We start from the raw sequence: 16,833 nt of genomic DNA on the forward strand, positions 1-16,833 counted from the left end.
CGCTACGCGAAGAGCGTCTCGCCGACGTAGCCTCCGGCCGAAGCGCCGGGCGGCACCGCGAAGATGCCGCTCGACACGTGCTGCACGTACTCGTTCATGGCGTCGTTCGCCGCCAGGGCGCTCTGGATGCGCACGAACTGGTTCTCGGGGTCTCTCTGGAAGCAGATGAAGAACAGTCCGGCGTTCAGGCGCCCCAGATCGTCGTTGCCATCGACGAAGTTGTAGCCCCGGCGCAGGATCTGCGCACCGCCGTTGTGCTTCGGGTGCGCGAGCGAGGCATGGGCGTCGGCGGCCACCAGCGGCGCGCCGTGCTGCTTCTTCGAGAAGTCGAACGCGGTGAACTCGGTGCCTCCCGAAAGCGGTGCCCCCTCGCCCTTGTCGCGGCCGATGACCGTCTGCTGCTCCTTGAGCGACTGGTGATCCCAGGTCTCGATCTGCATGCGGATCTTGCGCGACACGAGGTAGGTGCCGTTCGCCATCCAGTCGGCCCCGTCGGCGGCGGACGCCCAGACGTCCTGCTTCACGAGCGAGGTGTCCTCCGCCTTGAGGTTGGCGGTGCCATCCTTGAAGCCGAACAGGTTGCGCGGCGTCGTCTGGCCGCGCGTGGTTGACGAGGTACGGCCGAAGCCGAGCTGCGACCAGCGGAGCGACGCGCGGCCGAAGGCGATGCGCGACAGGTTGCGGATGGCGTGCACGGCCACCTGCGGGTCGTCGCTGCAGGCCTGGATGCAGAGGTCGCCGTTCGAGGCATCCGCCCGGATGTTGTCGCCCGCGAACTCCGGCAGGTCGATCAGGCGCGCGGGCTTCTTCGACGCCAGGCCGAAGCGGTCGTCGAAGAGCGACGGTCCGAAGCCGATGGTGATGGTGAGGCCGGCGGCGGGAAGGCCGAGCGCCTCGCCGGTGTCGTCCGGGGGAGCGTAGAGCGAGCCGCCGACGGCACCCGACTTCGAGACCTGCTCGCCCTGGGTCATCCGACCGGCGGCGTACGACCAGTCTTTGAGGAGGTCGACGAGCTCGGCGCGCGTCATCCCCGACGTGACGTCGAAGGCGGCGAAGTGGAGGCGATCCTGCGCTGCCGTGATGATCCCCGACTGGTGGGTCGCATAGAACGGGTACGTCTCGGCGGCGCCCGAGGTGCCGGTCGCGCCGCTCGTCACGGCGGTCTCGATGCCGAGAGCGGCACCGGCGCCGACGACTCCGGCTCCGAGGCCGACGCCCGCGAGGCCGAGCAGGCCTCGGCGGGACAGCCCGCGGGAACGGGCCACGCCCGAGTCGTCGATCGACTCGGGCGGGGCCGCGTGCTGGTCTTCCGTCACAGGTGGATCATCCCAGGAGCGCTGCCGTGAGCTGGCTGAGGGGCTCGCTCAGGGCGTTGACGCCGTCAGAGAGAGCCTTCTTGTCGGCGGTCGTGAGCGTCGTGTAAGACGGGTAGCCCTTGTCCAGCGAGCCGTACTTCGCGAGAAGCTCGTCGAGCGAGGTGAACTCGGCGTCGAGCTCGGTGGCGAGCGCCTTGTCTTTCGTGAGGAGGATGGAGCGCACGCCCTCGTAGGCGACCTGGGCGCCCTCGAGGTTGGCCTGGAAGTCGTACAGGTCGGTGTGCGACCAGGTCTCCTCCTCGCCGGTGATCTTCGAGGTGGCGACCTCGTCGAGCAGGCCGACAGCGCCGTTGCCGATGGTGTCGAGCCCGACGGTGAAGTCAGACGCATTGACCTCGTCGTACAGCTGCTTCGTGTTCTTCGTCAGCTGCGCGCCCATCGTCTTCTTCTCGGCGGCGGTCAGTGCCGGGTAGGACGTCGACGAGCCGGGGACGGCCGCGGAGGGAGCCCACAGGTCCTTCTCGATGCGGTGCCAGCCCGTCCAGGTCTCGCCCTTCTCCAGGTCGGCCGCGCGGTTGTCGAGCTCGGGGTCGAGGTCGCCGAACGACTCGGCGACGGGCTCGATGCGCTCGTAGTGGGCGCGGACGGTCGGGTAGAGCTCCTTGGCCTTCGTGTCGTCGCCCGAGAGGTAGGCGTCGAGGAACTCCTGCGTGCCCGTGACGAGCTGGCCGGTCTGGTCCTTGACGTAGCCGACGTACGCCGCGTCGGCCGCGTCGATCTGCTGCTTCTCGGTGCCGGTGGCCTTGACCGTCTTGCCGGAGTCGGTGACGGTGAACTTCGCGCGGACGCCCTCGCCGACCAGGCCGGGGATGCAGGCGGTGTAGTAGTCGCCCGCGGCGAGCTGCGTGGTCAGGGTGCCCGACGTTCCGGGGCCGATGTTCTCCTTCTCGGAGACGATGCGGAGGCCGTCGGAGGCCAGGACCTCGAACTCGCTGTTGTCGGAGCCCTTGTTGGCCATCGTGAACGTCACGGTGCCGCTGGGGGCCGTGGTGGACGAGAGCTCGCAGGTGGTGTCCTTGCCGGTGACGGCGATCGTGCCGGCGGCGGAGGACGAGCCGCCGCCCGGGTTGTTCTCGACGCAGCCGGTGAGGGCGAGGGCGGCGATGGCGACTCCGGCGGCGATACCGAGGGGACGGAGGGTCATTCGGGGGCTCCTGTGGTGAGGACGGGCTCGGGGGTCGAGCGCTGCGCGATGGGATCCGCCGGTGAGCGGCGGCGGGTGGCACGGAAGAAGAGGGGCAGGACGACCGCGAGGTACCCGACCCAGACGGCGGACTGCAGCCAGGTCGGCCGCGGCGTGAAGTTGACGAGGCCCTGCAGGAGGGTGCCGTACCAGCTGGTCGGGGGGATCGCCGCCGAGACGTCGAAGGCGTAGTGCCCGACACCGGGGATCACGCCGGCCTCCTGGAGGTCGCCGATGCCGTAGAGCAGGACGCCGGCGGCGACGATCACCAGGAAGAAGCCGGTGATGGTGAAGAAGCGCGCGAGGTTCAGGTGCACGAAGCCGCGGTAGATGCCGATCTCGATGACGACGGCGCTGACGATGCCGAGCAGCGCGCCGATCGCGGGGAGGGCGGTGCCGCCCGCTGTCGAGACGGTGGCCCAGACGAACAGCGCGGTCTCGATGCCCTCGCGGCCGACCGACAGGAAGGCCAGGCCGACGATCGCCCACGCGCCGCCGGCCAGGGCCTTGGCGAGGCTCGACTGGAGGTCGTGCTTCATGTGGTTGGCGGTCTTGGCCATCCAGAACGTCATCGTGGTGACGAAGCCCACGGCGACGATCGAGAGCCCGCCGCCGATGATCTCCTGCGCCTGGAACGACAGGCCATACTTGCCGAAGGTCAGCAGGGCGCCGAGGCCGAGCGAGAGCACGGTGGCGAGCCCGACGCCGACCCAGATGCGGGGCAGGACGTCTCGGCGCGAGACCTTGACCAGGTAGGCGATGAGGATGCCCACGACGATGGAGGCCTCGAGGCCTTCACGGAGGCCGATGAGGTAGTTGGCGAGCACGGGTGAGCCTTTGGCATTTCGGCGGCCGGAGCCGGTTCGGCGGGGACAGTGGCCCGAGCCGGGTAGGGGAGCCTAATCAAGGTAAGCCTTGCCTAACCAGAGATGACGATAACGGGCGCTCGCCTATCCTGTCCAGTGATGAGCCTCACCGATCCCACCCCCCAGAACCCCGTTGTCTCGATGTCGAACGACATCGAGCGCGTGCTCGTCGTGCACGCCCACCCCGACGACGAGACGATCGCGACCGGAGCGCTGCTGGCGACCCTGGTCGACGACGGCGCGCGCGTGACCGTCGTCACGTGCACTCGGGGCGAGCTGGGCGAGGTGCTCGACATCCCGATCCCGGCGCAGGAACTCGCCGCCCTCCGTGCCGATCCAGCCGCACTCGCAGTGCACCGCCAGGGCGAGCTCGCCGCCGCCATGCGGGAGCTCGGCGTCTCCGACCACCGCTTCCTCGGCGCCGAGGCCGCCCGCACGCCGGGCCTCCCGGTGCGCGCATACCGCGACTCGGGCATGGAGTGGGGGGCCGACGGCATGCCGATCCCCGTCATCGACGTGCACCCGGCCGCGTTCTGCTGGGCGCCCTTCGGCGAGATCGTCTCCGACCTGGCGGCCGTCATCGCCGACGTGCACCCGACTGCGATCGTGAGCTATGACGCCGACGGCGGCTACGGCCACCCCGACCACGTGCGCACGCACCGCGCTGTCCTGCGGGCCGCCCGGCTCGCCGGTGTCCCGTTCTACGCGATCACCGGCGGTACCGCGCACCCCGGGGCCGAGCTGGTCGCGGCGGGCGGCGACCTGGTCGTCGACGGCACTCCGGTGCTCGACCGCAAGGTCGCGGCGCTGGGGGAGTACCGCTCGCAGGTGACCCTGGTGTCGACGCCCGGCGGCCCGGCGCTCGAGTTCCCGCACGGGGCGATCGAACCGGTGACGGTGGTCGAGACCTTCCGCCACGTGCCCGACCAGGCCGACGAGCCGCCGGCATTCCCCGGCCTCGGCGGCCCGGACGAGCTCGGACCGCTCGGCAAGGGAGTGACGCTCGCCGCCTCGCTCGTCGTCGGCGCGCTGTTCGGCGCCATCGGCACGGTGGCCCACCAGGAGGCGCAGGGAGCCTTCCCCTACGGCGTCATCATCGCGCTCGCCATGGTGGCCGCCCTGCTCGTCGGCTTCCGCCTGCAGTTCTCGTCGCGTCTCGCCGGCGTGCTGGCCGCGGTCGGCATCGTCGGCATCATCGGGCTGCTGTCGCTGCCGCAGTCGAGCGGAACCGTGCTGATCCCGGGCAACGCGCTCGGCTACACCTGGCTGTTCGGACCGACCCTCATCGCCCTCGTCGTGCTGGCGTGGCCCAGGTTCCCCGCCCGCCAGGGCGATAGGATTGCCGGATCGCCGCAGCGCCCTCAGGCGCAGCCCGACGCGAAGGAACAGACAAGCCCGTGACGTATGTGATCGCCCTCCCCTGTGTCGATGTCAAAGACCGCGCCTGCATCGACGAATGCCCGGTCGACTGCATCTACGAGGGTGAACGCTCGCTGTACATCCACCCTGACGAGTGCGTCGACTGCGGTGCGTGCGAGCCGGTCTGCCCGGTCGAGGCGATCTACTACGAAGACGACCTCCCCGACAAGTGGTCCGACTACTACAAGGCCAACGTCGAGTTCTTCGACGAGGTGGGCTCGCCCGGCGGTGCGGCCAAGGTCGGCGTGATCGCGCACGACCACCCCGTGATCGCCGCGCTGCCCCCGCAGTCCGCCGAGCACTGATCTCCGCCTCGTGCCTGTGAACGCCGTGCCGCTGAAGCTCGTGCCCCTCACTCTCCCCGACTTCCCCTGGGACTCCCTGGCCGACGCCACTGCGACGGCCCGGGCGCACGCCGACGGCATCGTCGACCTGTCCGTGGGCTCGCCCGTCGACCCCACGCCCGCTCTCGTGCGCGACGCCCTCCGCGAGGCGACCGACGCCCACTCGTATCCGCAGGTCGCGGGCACGCCGGCTCTCCGGGCCGCGATCATCGAGTGGTACGAGCGCCGACGTGGCGTCAGCGGGCTCGGCGACGCGAACGTGCTGCCGACGATCGGCTCGAAGGAGCTCATCGCAGGCATGGCGCTCTGGCTCGGCCTCGGCCCGGGCGACACGGTCGTCTACCCGCGCAACGCCTACCCGACCTACGAGCTCGGCGCCGCCCTCGTCGGCGCGAGCGCGCTCGCCTCCGACGACCCGGCCGAATGGCCCGAGTCGACGAGGCTCGTCTGGCTGAACAGCCCGGGCAACCCCGACGGCCGCGTGCTCTCGATCGACCGGATGCGCGCCGCTGTGACCCGGGCGCGCGAGCTCGGAGCCGTCATCGCGGGTGATGAGTGCTACGCCGAGCTGGGCTGGACGCCGGAGTTCGAGACGGACGCGACCCCGTGCATCCTGGACCCCCGCGTCATCGGCGACAGCCGTCGCAACGTCATCTCGGTGTACTCGCTGTCGAAGCAGTCGAACCTCGCCGGCTACCGCGCGGGCTTCATCGCCGGCTGCGGAGAGATCGTCGGCCAGCTGCTCGGCGTCCGCAAGCACGCGGGCCTCATGCCGCCGGCACCGGTGCAGCAGGCGATGATCGCCGCCCTCGCCGACGAGGAGCACGTGCGCGCCCAGAAGCAGCTCTACCGCGGCCGTCGCGACCGCCTGTCGGCCGCGCTCGTCGCCGCCGGCTTCCGCATCGACCACAGCGAGGCGGGCCTGTACCTCTGGGCCACGCGCGACGAAGACGCCTGGGCGACCGTCGCGTGGCTCGCCGAGCGCGGCATCCTCGTGGCGCCGGGCACCTTCTACGGCACTGACGGCGCCCGTCACGTACGGGTCGCGCTCACGACGACCGACGAGCGGATCGACGCAGCGGTCGAGCGCCTCTCCGCCTGAGGCGTGTCGTTCCGGCCTGCGCGCCTATTAGGCTGGACAGGTGACTGACACTGCCAATGACGCTCAGAAGGCCACGCTCTCTTTCCCGGGGGGATCAGCCGAGTTCCCGATCATCCCCGCGACCGCCGGGGCTTCGAGCGTCGACATCTCGACGTTCATGAAGCAGACCGGATTCTCGACGCTCGACTCGGGCTTCGTCAACACGGCGGCCACCAAGAGCGCCATCACCTACATCGACGGCGACAAGGGCATCCTGCGCTACCGCGGCTACCCCATCGAGCAGGTCGCCGCGAACTCGACCTTCCTCGAGACGGCCTGGCTGCTGATCTACGGCGAGCTCCCGACGGCCGACGAGCTCGCCCGGTTCGACGCCCGGATCCGCCGCCACACGCTCCTCCACGAAGACCTGCGCCGCTTCTTCGACGCGCTCCCCGCGTCGGCGCACCCGATGTCGGTGCTCTCGTCGGCCGTCGGCGCCCTGTCGACGTTCTACGAGGACGACACCAACGTCCACGACCCGGAGCAGGTCGAGGTGCAGATGATCCGCCTGCTCGCCAAGCTCCCGGTGATCGCGGCCTACGCGCACAAGAAGAGCCTCGGCCAGGCGTTCCTCTACCCCGACAACAGCCTCTCGTTCGTCGACAACTTCCTGCGCCTCAACTTCGGCACCATGGCCGAGCCGTACGTCGTGAACCCCGTGCTGTCGAAGGCGCTCGAACGCCTGCTCATCCTGCACGAGGACCACGAGCAGAACGCCTCCACCTCGACCGTCCGGCTGGTCGGGTCGACCGAGGCCAACATCTACTCCTCGATCTCGGCCGGCATCTCCGCCCTCTACGGCCCGCTCCACGGCGGCGCGAACGAGGCGGTGCTCACGATGCTCGCCGAGATCCGCGACTCCGGCCAGGGCGTCGCCCGGTTCGTCGAGCGCGTGAAGAACAAGGAGGAGGGCGTCAAGCTCATGGGCTTCGGCCACCGGGTCTACAAGAACTACGACCCGCGCGCGAAGCTCGTGAAGGAGAGCGCCGACGAGGTGCTCGCCGCCCTGGGCGTGAAAGACGAGCTGCTCGACATCGCCCTCGAGCTCGAGCAGGTGGCCCTGTCGGACGAGTACTTCATCTCGCGCCGCCTCTACCCGAACGTCGACTTCTACACCGGCATCATCTACAAGGCGATGGGATTCCCGCCTCGCATGTTCACCGTGCTCTTCGCCATCGGGCGTCTGCCCGGGTGGATCGCGCACTGGCGCGAGATGAACCTCGACGCGTCGACGAAGATCGGCCGCCCGCAGCAGCTGTACACGGGCTCGCCGGCGCGCGACTGGCCCGAGGGCCGCTAGCGCGGCCTCGTTCGGCGCCGTCAGGCGTGCAGCGCCTCGTTGAGCGCGACGCCTGTGCCCTTGCGGGTCAGTACCTCGACGGCACCCGTGAGCGAGTTGCGGCGGAACAGCAGCCCCGGCCTGCCTGACAGCTCGACGGCTTTGACGGTCTGCGCCTTGCCGTTGCTGTCCGACGCCGAGCCCACGACGACGACCTTGGTGCCGGCGGTCACGTAGAGGCCGGCCTCGACGACGGTGTCGTCGCCGATCGAGATGCCGATGCCCGAGTTCGCGCCGAGCAGCGCGCGGTCGCCGATCGAGACGCGCTGGGTGCCGCCGCCCGAGAGCGTGCCCATGATCGACGCCCCGCCGCCGATGTCGGAGCCGTGGCCGACGACGACGCCCTGCGAGACGCGCCCCTCGACCATGGACTCGCCGAGCGTGCCGGCGTTGAAGTTGACGAAGCCCTCGTGCATGACCGTGGTGCCGGGCGCGAGGTGCGCGCCGAGGCGGACGCGCGAGGCGTCGGCGATGCGCACGCGCTCGGGCGTCACGTAGTCGAGCAGGCGCGGGAACTTGTCGATGCCGCTGGTGACGATGCCGGCGCGCTGGAGCGTCATCCGCAGGCGGCTGAAGTCGTCGGGGTGCACCGGCCCCGCGTTGGTCCAGGCGACGATCGGCAGGTGCCCGAAGATGCCGTCGAGGTTGATGGTGTTCGGCTTGACGAGCAGGTGGCTCAGCAGGTGCAGGCGGAGGTACGCATCCGGGGTCGAGGTGGGAGCGGCATCGAGGTCGATGCGGACGGTGAGCGGTTCGAGACGGACGGCCCGGCGCTCGTCGCGGCCGGCGAGCTCCTCGACCCAGGCGGGGGCGAGCTCGGGGTCGCGCTCGGCGGGGAAAGCGCCCAGGGTGGGCTCGGCGAACCAGGTGTCGAGCACGGTGCCGTTGTCGGCGACGGTGGCGAGGCCGTAGCCCCAGGCGCGGGTGGCGGCGGTGTCGTCAGGACTCATGGCAACGACTGTACCGGTGGAGGCAGGCTCTTCAGGTTCGATGTCGGGCCCCGCAGGTTCGATGCGGGGAGCCCCGGATAGGCTGTGCCCATGGCAGCTCTCGACCTCTCCGTCTCGTCGACCGACCTCACGCGCCAGCTGTGCGACATCCCCTCCGAGTCGGGCGACGAGAGGCGCGTCGCCGACGACATCTGGGACGTCCTGTCGGGTGTCGCGCACCTCGAGCTGTTCCGGGACGGCGACGCGATCGTGGCCAAGACGAACCTCGGTCGCGAGAAGCGCGTCGTGATCGCCGGGCACATCGACACGGTTCCCATCAACGACAACGTCCCGACCCGCTACGAGACGATCGACGGCGTCGACTACCTCTGGGGCCGCGGCACGGTCGACATGAAGGCCGGCTGCGCCGTCGCGCTCACGCTGGCCGTCGAGCTGTCCGAGCCCGCCGTCGACGTGACCTGGGTCTGGTACGACCACGAAGAGGTCTCCGACGCCCTCAACGGCCTCGGGCGCCTCACGCGCGAGTTCCCCGACATGCTGCTCGGCGACTTCGCCATCCTGATGGAGCCCTCGAACTCCAGCGTCGAAGGCGGCTGCAACGGCAATCTCCGGGCCGAGATCCGCACCTTCGGCCTCCGGTCGCACAGCGCCCGCTCCTGGATCGGCGACAACGCTATTCACAGGGCCGCCCCCATCCTCGACCGGCTGGCCGCGTACGAGCCCCGCCAGGTCGAGGTCGACGGCCTCGTCTACCGCGAGGGCCTGAACGCCGTGGGCATCTCCGGCGGCATCGCCGGCAACGTGATCCCCGACGAGTGCATGGTCCACATCAACTACCGCTTCGCCCCGAGCCGCTCGGCCGACGAGGCCGTCGCGCACATCCACGAGGTCTTCGGCGAGTACGACGTCACGATCGTCGACCTCGCCCAGGGTGCCCGGCCCGGTCTCGACGCGCCCCTCGCGCAGGAGTTCCTGGCCGCCGTCGGCGGCGAGGCCAAGCCGAAGTACGGCTGGACCGACGTCGCGCGCTTCGCCGGCCTCGGCATCCCGGCCGTCAACTACGGCCCCGGCGACCCGATGAAGGCGCACGCCGACGACGAGCGCGTCGCAGTGGAGCAGATCGTCGAGTGCGAGCGCGGGCTGCGGGCGTGGCTGACGGCCTGATCACCGGACGGCCGGGGGTGGCCGACGAGGTCGAGGCGCCCGAGCGGCCGATGCGCGAGAAGGCGGGCGAGTTCCTGCGCGCGCTGCCGTGGTGGGTCCGTGTGCTGGCGATCTTCGCGGCCTCGCGGCTGGTCAGCACGGCGCTGCTGCTGGGGTTCGCACGGGTGCAGGCCAACAACGCGTGGACCCTGGCGCACCCCGTCTACGCCGACTACGCCAAGATCTGGGACGGCCAGTGGTACTACATCGTCTCGCAGGTGGGGTATCCGACGACTCTTCCGCTGACCGACGCCGGCCAGGTCGCGCAGAACGCCTGGGCCTTCCTGCCGGTGTTCCCGATGCTGATCAAGGGGCTGATGGTGCTCACGGGCGCCGCGTTCGCGCCGACGGCAGTCGTCGTCTCGGTCGCGGCGGCGGCGGTCACGTGCGTGGTGTTCTTCCGGATCCTGCGCCGGTTTCTGCCGGCGTCGACCTCGTACTTCGCCGTGCTGCTGTTCTGCGTCGCTCCGCTGTCGCCGCTGCTCCAGGTCGCCTATGCCGAGTCGCTCTTCCTGCTGCTGATCGCGGTGGCCCTCTGGCTGCTTCTCGAGAGGCAGTACTGGCTGATGCTGGCCGTGCTGGCCGTCGCGTCGTTCACCCGGCCGGGCGTCGTCGCCTTCGCGCTGGCGCTGGCGCTGCACTGGGGGCACCGGTGGCTGGTGCGCGAGCGCGAGCCGTTCCCGCCCGCGGAGCGCCTGAAGGTGGGCATCGTCGCCGTGGCGACGGGCCTGCTGGGCTTCGCCTGGCCGGTCGTCGCAGCGCTCGCCACAGGACGCCTCGACGCGTACACGGCTACCGAGCTCTCGTGGCGGGCCGACTACGTCGGGTACGGGCACCTGCTGCCGTTCACGCCGTGGGTGCAGGGTGCGAACTGGTGGGTGCCGGGCGGCGCGGGCATCGTCTTCCTCGTGGTGGCCGTGGCGTTGTTCGTGCTGCTGATGCTGTCGCCGTGGGTGCGCCGGCTGCCGCTCGACCTGCGCTTCTGGATCGTCGCCTACGTGGTCTACCTGCTCGCCGTCTTCTTTCCGCAGTCGTCGACCTTCCGCGTGCTGATGCCGATCTTCCCGCTGCTCGGAGCCCTGGCGATCCCGCGCTCGCGCGTCTACCGGGTGCTGATCGTGGCCGGCGGCATCGTCGGCCAGTTCGCGTGGCTGTACATCTGCTGGTGGGTGAACGGCTACGACTGGACCCCGCCGTGAGCGGGCGGTTCCGCCGAGATCACCCCCTTCGTTTAGGGATAGTCAGCTAAATCATCGATAATGGTACGAAGCATTCCGCGAAAGGGGACTATCTGATGGCAGCCATGAAGCCGAGAACCGGCGACGGACCAATGGAGGCTGTCAAGGAGGGTCGGCTCATCATCGTGCGGGTTCCGCTCGAGGGTGGTGGGCGACTTGTGGTCTCGGTCAACGACGACGAGGCCAAAGAACTGCACGACGCCCTCGCCGGCGTCGTGAAGGCCGCCTCCTAGGCATCCCACCGACGCCCCGTCTCTCACCCTCGCGGGTGGGCGGCGGGGCGTCGCTCGTTGAGGCGACGTGAGAATCGGGCGCAGGAACTGCCCGACCATCGCCCGGCTCAGCGCTTGACGAGCTGCAGCAGGCCGTCGCCCGCGGTCGCCAGGGCGCTGAACACGGCGGGTGACGTCGACACCTCCGTGAGGAGGGTCCGGAAGCCCGTCGTGGTGGCCTCGCGCGCCGCCGGGTTCGCGACGCGGCCGTTCCACAGGGCGTGCGCGACGAGCACGACGCCGCCGGTCCGGGCCAGGCGGAGCCCGTGCTCGACGTACTCGATGACGCCGTCGGGGTCGGCATCGATCAGCACCACGTCGTAGGCGCTCTCGTTCATTCGCGGGAGCACCTCGGAGGCGCGGCCGGTGATCATGCGCACCCGGTTGGCCGGGATGCCGGCGAGCACGTAGCTCTCGCGGGCGGTCTGCTGGTGGTCGACCTCGATGTCGATCGAGGTGAGGGTCGCGCCGGGCGCGCCCTGCATCAGCCAGAGGCCCGAGACGCCGAGACCGGTGCCGATCTCGATGATGCTCTTGGCCGACACGAGGGCGGTCGTGAGGGCGAGCTGAGCGCCGACTCCGGGGGAGACCGCGTCGACGCCGGCCTCCAGGGAGTGCTGCCGCGCTAGGCCGATCGCGTCGACCTCGGTGACCAGTTCTTCGGCGAACTTCCAGCTGGACTCTTTGTGTGGCACTCGTCACTCCTTGTCGCCCAAGTCTAGGGCGCGTTTTGAAGCGAAAGCGGTTACTCTCATCACGTGCCTGCCGGATTCGACAAACTGATAGTGATCGCGCTGATAGCGGTCCTGCTCCTCGGTCCGGCGCGCCTTCCGATCTACGCGTCGAAGCTGGCGCAGCTGGTCAAGACCGTCCGCGGCATGGCCGACACCGCCCGAGCCCGCATGCGCGAGGAGATGGGCGACGAGTTCGACGACGTCGACTGGCAGAAGCTCGATCCGCGCCAGTACGACCCGCGGCGGATCATCCGCGACGCTCTGCTCGAAGAGCCCACGACGGCCATCAGCACGCCGGCCTCGGCGGCTGCCGCGGTGAGCGCCGGGCTTCCGGCCTCGGCGCACGTCCGGTCGGCCATGGTGCCGCTCGCCGCGGGCGAGACGCCGCCGTACGACAACGAGGCGACGTAGGGCAGTTCCTGCGCTGTGGCTCGGCCGTCTGGCCGCTCGGCGAGATGCCCGGACCTGGGTGTTCTCGGCGGCGAGATGCCCTCATCTGGGGCAGTCGCGTGGTCAGATGGTTCCGTGCAGCGCCGCCACCCGCGTGGCCTCGGCCCGGAGGGCGTCGACGACGCGCCGGACCGACGGCCGCTCCGCCCGGTCGGGCCGCATGAGCACCGACAGATAGCGGACGGCGCGGATCCCCTCGAGCGGCGTGAGGACCATGTCGTCGCGCACGCCGGACGACGTGAAGCGGGGGAGCACGGCGATGCCGAGACCGGCCCCGACGAGCGACTCGGTGATCCGGGTGTCGCTGAACCGCTGCGACACCCGGGGTGCGGAGCCGGTGACGCGCTCGATCTCTCGGTAGATCCAGTCGTAGGGGTAGCCGTCGGGCACGCCGACCCAGGTCTCGCCGACGAGGTCGGCGGGCGTGAGAGCCGGTCGGCCGGCGAGGCGGTGGTCGGCGGGCAGGGCGACGTCGAGAGGCTCCCGGAGCAGCGGGACGACCATGAGGTCGCGGCTCTTCCAGCTCCGGTCGCCGTCGGGGGAGTGGGCGATGACGACGTCGTGATCTCCGGTGAGGTCGGGGAACGCGGCCGTCGCGGGGTCGTGGTCGGTCGCCCGCACGACCAGGCCGGGGGTCTCGGAGACCGTGCGCAGCAGGCCCGGGAGCAGCATCTGGCCGGCCGTCGGGAACGTGGCCAGGGTCACCTCGCCCTGCGGCGCCACCACGAAGTCGTCCCACACCGCCTGTGCGCGTTCGAGGGCGACTGCGACGTCGGTCGCCGTCTGAGCGAGCACGCGCCCGGAGCCGGTCAGCACGATGCCGCGCCCCACGCGCTCGGTGAGGCGCGTGCCGGCCTCGCGCTCGAGCACCTTGAGCTGCTGCGAGACGGCCGACGGCGTGCGGTGCGTGGCCTTCGCGACGGCGGCGATGCTGCCCCGCTCGGCGAGCTCGCGAAGCAGTTCGAGGCGCTTGACATCCATGAAGTAAAACTACATTATCGGGCGAGAAAAGATCGATTGTTCTTTACTGTTGATGAATTCATACTCGTATTACACAGTTTGAATCAACCCCCAGGAGCACTCATGTTCATCGGTCTCGGCATCTTCATCGCCGCTGCCGTCGCTGCCGTCGCCGGCACCGTCGTCAGCACCGCCCGCGACGGCTACCACCGTCAGCCCACGCGCCTCTTCGACTGAGAGGTCGGCGCGCGCCAGGCCCGTCCGGGTCGGCGCACCAGCACCAGGCGACCCTCGCATCTGCGGGAGGTCGCCTTCGCTGTCTCCCGGCGTCTGTCGGGGCGCGTGAGCAAGTCAGCAGACCGATGGGGCGCAGGAACTCCGGCTAGCCGACGCTCAACCCGAGCTTGCGCCCGGCCAGGCCCCGCTCGCGCACGGCCAGACGCGCCGCCAGCCGGTCGATGGCCAGCGCCGCGGGGTCGGCGGGCTCTCTGAGGACGACGGGCACGCCCTCGTCGCCGCCGGTGCGGAGCCCCACGCTGAGCGGCACGCTCGCGAGCAGCTCGACGGGGGCGTCCTGTCCCGCCGAGAGGCGACGGGCCGTCTCGGCGCCGCCTCCGGTGCCGAACAGCTCGAGAACGCTGCCATCGGGCTGGACGAGCCCTGCCATGTTCTCGACGACGCCGAGGATCTTCTGGCCGGTCTGGCGAGCGACGAGGCCCGAGCGCTCGGCCACGTCGGCGGCGGCCGGCTGCGGGGTCGTCACGACCAGCACCTCGGCGTTGGGGAGCAGCTGCCCGACCGAGATGGCGACGTCGCCGGTTCCCGGGGGCAGATCGAGCAGGAGCACGTCGAGGTCGCCGAAGTAGACGTCGGTCAGGAACTGCTGGATGGTCCGGTGCAGCATCGGCCCGCGCCACGCCACCGCCGTCGACGTGTCGTCGACGAACATCCCGATCGAGATCACCTTCACCCCGTGCGCGACCGGGGGCAGGATCATGTCGTCGACCTGCGTCGGCTTCACGCTGGCGCCAGAGGCATCGACGAGGCCGAGCAGGCCGGGGATCGAGAAGCCGTACACGTCGGCGTCGACGATGCCGACCGCGAGGCCGCGTGCGGCGAGGGCGACGGCGAGGTTCGCGGTGACGGTCGACTTGCCGACGCCGCCCTTGCCGCTGGTCACGGCGTAGACGCGGGTCAGCGAGTCGGGGCCGAACGGCATGACGCGGCCGGCGCGACCGCCCTTGAGCTTCGCGGTCAGCGCGGCCCGCTCGTCGCGGGTCATGACGGTGACCCGGACGTCGACCTCGCTGACGCCCTCGACCGATGCCGTCGCGGCGCGGACGTCGCGCTCGATGGTGTCGGCGGCGGGGCAGCCCACGATGGTGAGCTTGACGCCCACGGTGGCGGTGCCGTCGGCCGTGACCTCGACCTCGCCGACCATGTCGAGCTCGGTGATGGGCTTGCGGATCTCAGGGTCGATGACGCGGGCGAGCGCCGTGCGGATCCGCGTGGCGACCGCGTCAGGCACGGGCCGGGCTCTCGCCTCCGGGCTCGTCGCGGCGGTCGAGCTCTTCGAGGAGGGAGCGGAGCTCGTCGCGGATGAAGTCCTTGGAGGCCATGTCCTTCATCGCGAGGCGGAGCGCGACGACCTCGCGCGCCAGGTACTCGGTGTCGGCGAGGTTGCGTTCCGCCCGCTGGCGGTCCTGCTCGACCTGGACCCGGTCGCGGTCGTCCTGGCGGTTCTGCGCCAGCAGGATGAGGGGAGCGGCGTAGGAGGCCTGCAGCGAGAGCACGAGGGTGAGCGCCGTGTAGCCGTTGGCGGCGGAGTCGAAGCGCACGGAGAGCGGAGCCAGCGTGTTGAAGGCGATCCAGACGAGGCAGAAGAGCGTCAGCGCGATCAGGAAGTACGGCGTCCCCATGCCGCGGGCGATCGCCTCGGTGGCTCGACCGAAGCTGTCGCGACTCTGGCGGCCACGGCCTGGAAGCACGCGGACGCGGAGGCCCTTGGGGGAGTCGAGACGGACGTCGCTGCGGCTATCGCGTGCCATTGGGCGTCCTCCTTCCGGTTGGGGTCACGGGTGCTCTTCTGAGGCGGGGCCGCGTTCGGCCCAGCGGTTGCTCGGGATCCTGGCTGCGCCAGTCGTCGGGCAGCACGTGGTCGAGGACGTCGTCGATTGTCACCACCCCGACCAGTCGGTGGTTGTCGTCGACGACGGGGACGCTGACGAGGTTGTACCGCGCCATGACGCGCGTCACCTCGAGCGCGGAGGCCCCTACGTGGACCGGTTCGGTCTGGGCGTCGAGAAGCGTGCCCAGACGCTCGTTCGGCGGATACCGGAGCATCCGCTGGAAGTGCACCATGCCCAGGAACCGGCCGGTGGGCGGCTCGTAGGGCGGCAGGACGACGCACACGGCCGCGCCGAGCGCGGGAGCGATCTCATGCCGTCGGATCATCGCGAGCCCCTCGGCCACGGTGGCGTCGCCCGACACGATCACCGGCTCGGTGGTCATCAGACCGCCGGCGGTGTCGGAGTCGTAGCTGAGCAGCATGCGGACGTCTTCGGCCTCGTCGGGCTCCATGAGGCCGAGGAGCGCCTCGCCGCGCTCGTCGGAGAGCTGAGCGATCAGGTCGGCGGCGTCGTCGGGCTGCATCTGGTCGAGCACGTCGGCCGCGCGGCTGTCGTCGAGCCGGTTGAGGATCGACACCTGCTCGTCTTCGGGCATCTCCTCGAGCACGTCGGCGAGCCGGTCGTCCGAGAGCTCCTCGGCCACCTCGAAGCGGCGCTCCTCGGAGAGGTCGAGCAGCGTGTTCGCGAGGTCGGCCGGCAGGAGATCGGAGTAGGCCGCGATCACGTGCTCGGCGCTCTGCGCCTCGCCGTCGGCGGTCTCTTCGGTGACATCGCTCCAGGCCGCGAACATCGTCGGACCCTTGCCGAACGGCGACGGGCTGGTCTTGGGCTTGCGGACGAAGACCTGGCCGATCTCCCAGCCGCCGTCGGCGGTCTCGTCGATCGCGACGTCCTCGATGGTGGCGCGGGCGTTGTCGTGGCGCAGGCGGACGCGTCGGCCGAGGAGCTCGGCGATGACTCGCACCTCCCCGCCTCGCTGCTCGAAGCGGCGCAGGGTGATCGTGCCGGTCGTGATGATCTGGCCGGAGCCGATGCTGGTGACGCGCCCGATCGAGACGAAGACGCGGCGTTTGCCCGGGACCTCGACCACGAACCCCACGACTCGCGGGGACTCGTCGGCCCGGTACACCACGAGGACGTCGCGCACCTTGCCGACCCTGTCGCCCGCGGGGTCGAAAACGGAGCACCCGGCGAGCCGGGCGACGAAGACTCTCGTGGCGCTCACGGAA

17 protein-coding genes are annotated in these 16,833 nt (G+C 70.4%); 8 read left to right on the forward strand and 9 right to left on the reverse strand.

Annotated features, from left to right (window positions below):
- Window positions 1-2 precede the first annotated feature (2 nt).
- Genes efeB through efeU form a run of 3 tightly spaced genes read right to left on the reverse strand, consistent with a single transcriptional unit; the run spans window position 3 to window position 3,386 of the window.
- Window positions 3-1,316, reverse strand: a complete 1,314-nt coding sequence (efeB, locus tag AC3CBB_RS01715; protein WP_123506200.1) for an iron uptake transporter deferrochelatase/peroxidase subunit — start codon at window positions 1,314-1,316, stop codon at window positions 3-5.
- A 7-nt stretch (window positions 1,317-1,323) separates the two neighbouring features.
- The gene (efeO, locus tag AC3CBB_RS01720) at window positions 1,324-2,520 is read right to left on the reverse strand and encodes an iron uptake system protein EfeO (RefSeq protein WP_123506199.1); all 1,197 of its coding nucleotides are present in this window, start codon (window positions 2,518-2,520) and stop codon (window positions 1,324-1,326) included.
- A complete protein-coding gene (gene efeU, locus AC3CBB_RS01725; protein ID WP_488625751.1) occupies window positions 2,517-3,386 on the reverse strand; it encodes an iron uptake transporter permease EfeU in 870 nt (289 codons plus the stop codon). Before efeU ends, efeO begins: the two co-directional genes overlap by 4 nt.
- Before the next feature lie 138 nt (window positions 3,387-3,524).
- Between efeU and AC3CBB_RS01730 the strand changes: the two genes are divergently transcribed.
- From AC3CBB_RS01730 to AC3CBB_RS01745, 4 genes are read left to right on the forward strand one after another with little or no spacing between them, the layout of a single operon-like run.
- Entirely contained in the window at window positions 3,525-4,826 is a 1,302-nt protein-coding gene (locus tag AC3CBB_RS01730; protein ID WP_488625752.1) for a PIG-L family deacetylase, read from the forward strand.
- A complete protein-coding gene (fdxA, locus tag AC3CBB_RS01735; protein WP_123506196.1) occupies window positions 4,823-5,149 on the forward strand; it encodes a ferredoxin in 327 nt (108 codons plus the stop codon). Before AC3CBB_RS01730 ends, fdxA begins: the two co-directional genes overlap by 4 nt.
- 10 nt (window positions 5,150-5,159) lie before the next feature.
- Window positions 5,160-6,290: a succinyldiaminopimelate transaminase gene (gene dapC, locus AC3CBB_RS01740; protein WP_488625753.1), complete on the forward strand. Its 1,131-nt coding sequence runs from the start codon at window positions 5,160-5,162 to the stop codon at window positions 6,288-6,290.
- Window positions 6,291-6,330: 40 nt separating this feature from the next.
- Window positions 6,331-7,629, forward strand: a complete 1,299-nt coding sequence (locus AC3CBB_RS01745; protein WP_123506195.1) for a citrate synthase — start codon at window positions 6,331-6,333, stop codon at window positions 7,627-7,629.
- A 20-nt stretch (window positions 7,630-7,649) separates the two neighbouring features.
- Here the strand turns inward: AC3CBB_RS01745 and dapD are convergent, their stop codons facing one another.
- Window positions 7,650-8,618, reverse strand: a complete 969-nt coding sequence (gene dapD, locus AC3CBB_RS01750) for a 2,3,4,5-tetrahydropyridine-2,6-dicarboxylate N-succinyltransferase (protein ID WP_123506194.1) — start codon at window positions 8,616-8,618, stop codon at window positions 7,650-7,652.
- Between the two features lie 90 nt (window positions 8,619-8,708).
- Between dapD and dapE the strand changes: the two genes are divergently transcribed.
- The 3 genes from dapE to AC3CBB_RS01765 all read left to right on the forward strand — a co-directional run bounded on the left by dapE (window position 8,709) and on the right by AC3CBB_RS01765 (window position 11,292).
- The gene (gene dapE / locus AC3CBB_RS01755; protein ID WP_488625754.1) at window positions 8,709-9,782 is read left to right on the forward strand and encodes a succinyl-diaminopimelate desuccinylase; all 1,074 of its coding nucleotides are present in this window, start codon (window positions 8,709-8,711) and stop codon (window positions 9,780-9,782) included.
- Complete coding sequence (locus AC3CBB_RS01760; protein ID WP_488625755.1) at window positions 9,767-11,020, forward strand: hypothetical protein; 1,254 nt, start codon at window positions 9,767-9,769, stop codon at window positions 11,018-11,020. The genes dapE and AC3CBB_RS01760 overlap by 16 nt, the downstream gene beginning before the upstream one ends.
- 95 nt (window positions 11,021-11,115) lie before the next feature.
- Complete coding sequence (locus AC3CBB_RS01765) at window positions 11,116-11,292, forward strand: DUF3117 domain-containing protein (protein ID WP_084816223.1); 177 nt, start codon at window positions 11,116-11,118, stop codon at window positions 11,290-11,292.
- 107 nt (window positions 11,293-11,399) lie between these two features.
- On the opposite strand, the gene AC3CBB_RS01770 is transcribed toward AC3CBB_RS01765, so the two are convergent.
- Window positions 11,400-12,026 carry an O-methyltransferase gene (locus AC3CBB_RS01770; RefSeq protein ID WP_123506192.1) on the reverse strand — a complete coding sequence of 209 codons (627 nt, stop codon included), beginning with the start codon at window positions 12,024-12,026 and terminating at the stop codon, window positions 11,400-11,402.
- Between the two features lie 63 nt (window positions 12,027-12,089).
- Between AC3CBB_RS01770 and AC3CBB_RS01775 the strand changes: the two genes are divergently transcribed.
- Entirely contained in the window at window positions 12,090-12,476 is a 387-nt protein-coding gene (locus tag AC3CBB_RS01775; protein WP_123506191.1) for a twin-arginine translocase TatA/TatE family subunit, read from the forward strand.
- A gap of 102 nt (window positions 12,477-12,578) precedes the next feature.
- On the opposite strand, the gene AC3CBB_RS01780 is transcribed toward AC3CBB_RS01775, so the two are convergent.
- From AC3CBB_RS01780 to AC3CBB_RS01795, 4 genes are all read right to left on the reverse strand, one after another.
- The gene (locus AC3CBB_RS01780; protein WP_123506190.1) at window positions 12,579-13,496 is read right to left on the reverse strand and encodes a LysR family transcriptional regulator; all 918 of its coding nucleotides are present in this window, start codon (window positions 13,494-13,496) and stop codon (window positions 12,579-12,581) included.
- 361 nt (window positions 13,497-13,857) lie between these two features.
- Entirely contained in the window at window positions 13,858-15,003 is a 1,146-nt protein-coding gene (locus AC3CBB_RS01785; RefSeq protein WP_488625756.1) for an Mrp/NBP35 family ATP-binding protein, read from the reverse strand.
- Window positions 14,996-15,523: a DUF1003 domain-containing protein gene (locus AC3CBB_RS01790; RefSeq protein ID WP_488625757.1), complete on the reverse strand. Its 528-nt coding sequence runs from the start codon at window positions 15,521-15,523 to the stop codon at window positions 14,996-14,998. The genes AC3CBB_RS01785 and AC3CBB_RS01790 overlap by 8 nt, the downstream gene beginning before the upstream one ends.
- Entirely contained in the window at window positions 15,510-16,829 is a 1,320-nt protein-coding gene (locus AC3CBB_RS01795; RefSeq protein WP_123506187.1) for a magnesium transporter MgtE N-terminal domain-containing protein, read from the reverse strand. Before AC3CBB_RS01795 ends, AC3CBB_RS01790 begins: the two co-directional genes overlap by 14 nt.
- Window positions 16,830-16,833: the final 4 nt, after the last annotated feature.

It is taken from the genome of Frondihabitans sp. OV104 (assembly GCF_057787745.1).

Coding starts and splice junctions, on each gene's coding strand:
- dapE (WP_488625754.1), top strand. CDS start 8,709: ATGGCAGCTCTCGACCTCTCCGTCTCGTCGACCGACCTCACGCGCCAG.
- AC3CBB_RS01730 (WP_488625752.1), top strand. CDS start 3,525: ATGAGCCTCACCGATCCCACCCCCCAGAACCCCGTTGTCTCGATGTCG.
- AC3CBB_RS01765 (WP_084816223.1), top strand. CDS start 11,116: ATGGCAGCCATGAAGCCGAGAACCGGCGACGGACCAATGGAGGCTGTC.
- efeO (WP_123506199.1), bottom strand. CDS start 2,520: ATGACCCTCCGTCCCCTCGGTATCGCCGCCGGAGTCGCCATCGCCGCC.
- AC3CBB_RS01780 (WP_123506190.1), bottom strand. CDS start 13,496: ATGGATGTCAAGCGCCTCGAACTGCTTCGCGAGCTCGCCGAGCGGGGC.
- AC3CBB_RS01790 (WP_488625757.1), bottom strand. CDS start 15,523: ATGGCACGCGATAGCCGCAGCGACGTCCGTCTCGACTCCCCCAAGGGC.
- dapD (WP_123506194.1), bottom strand. CDS start 8,618: ATGAGTCCTGACGACACCGCCGCCACCCGCGCCTGGGGCTACGGCCTC.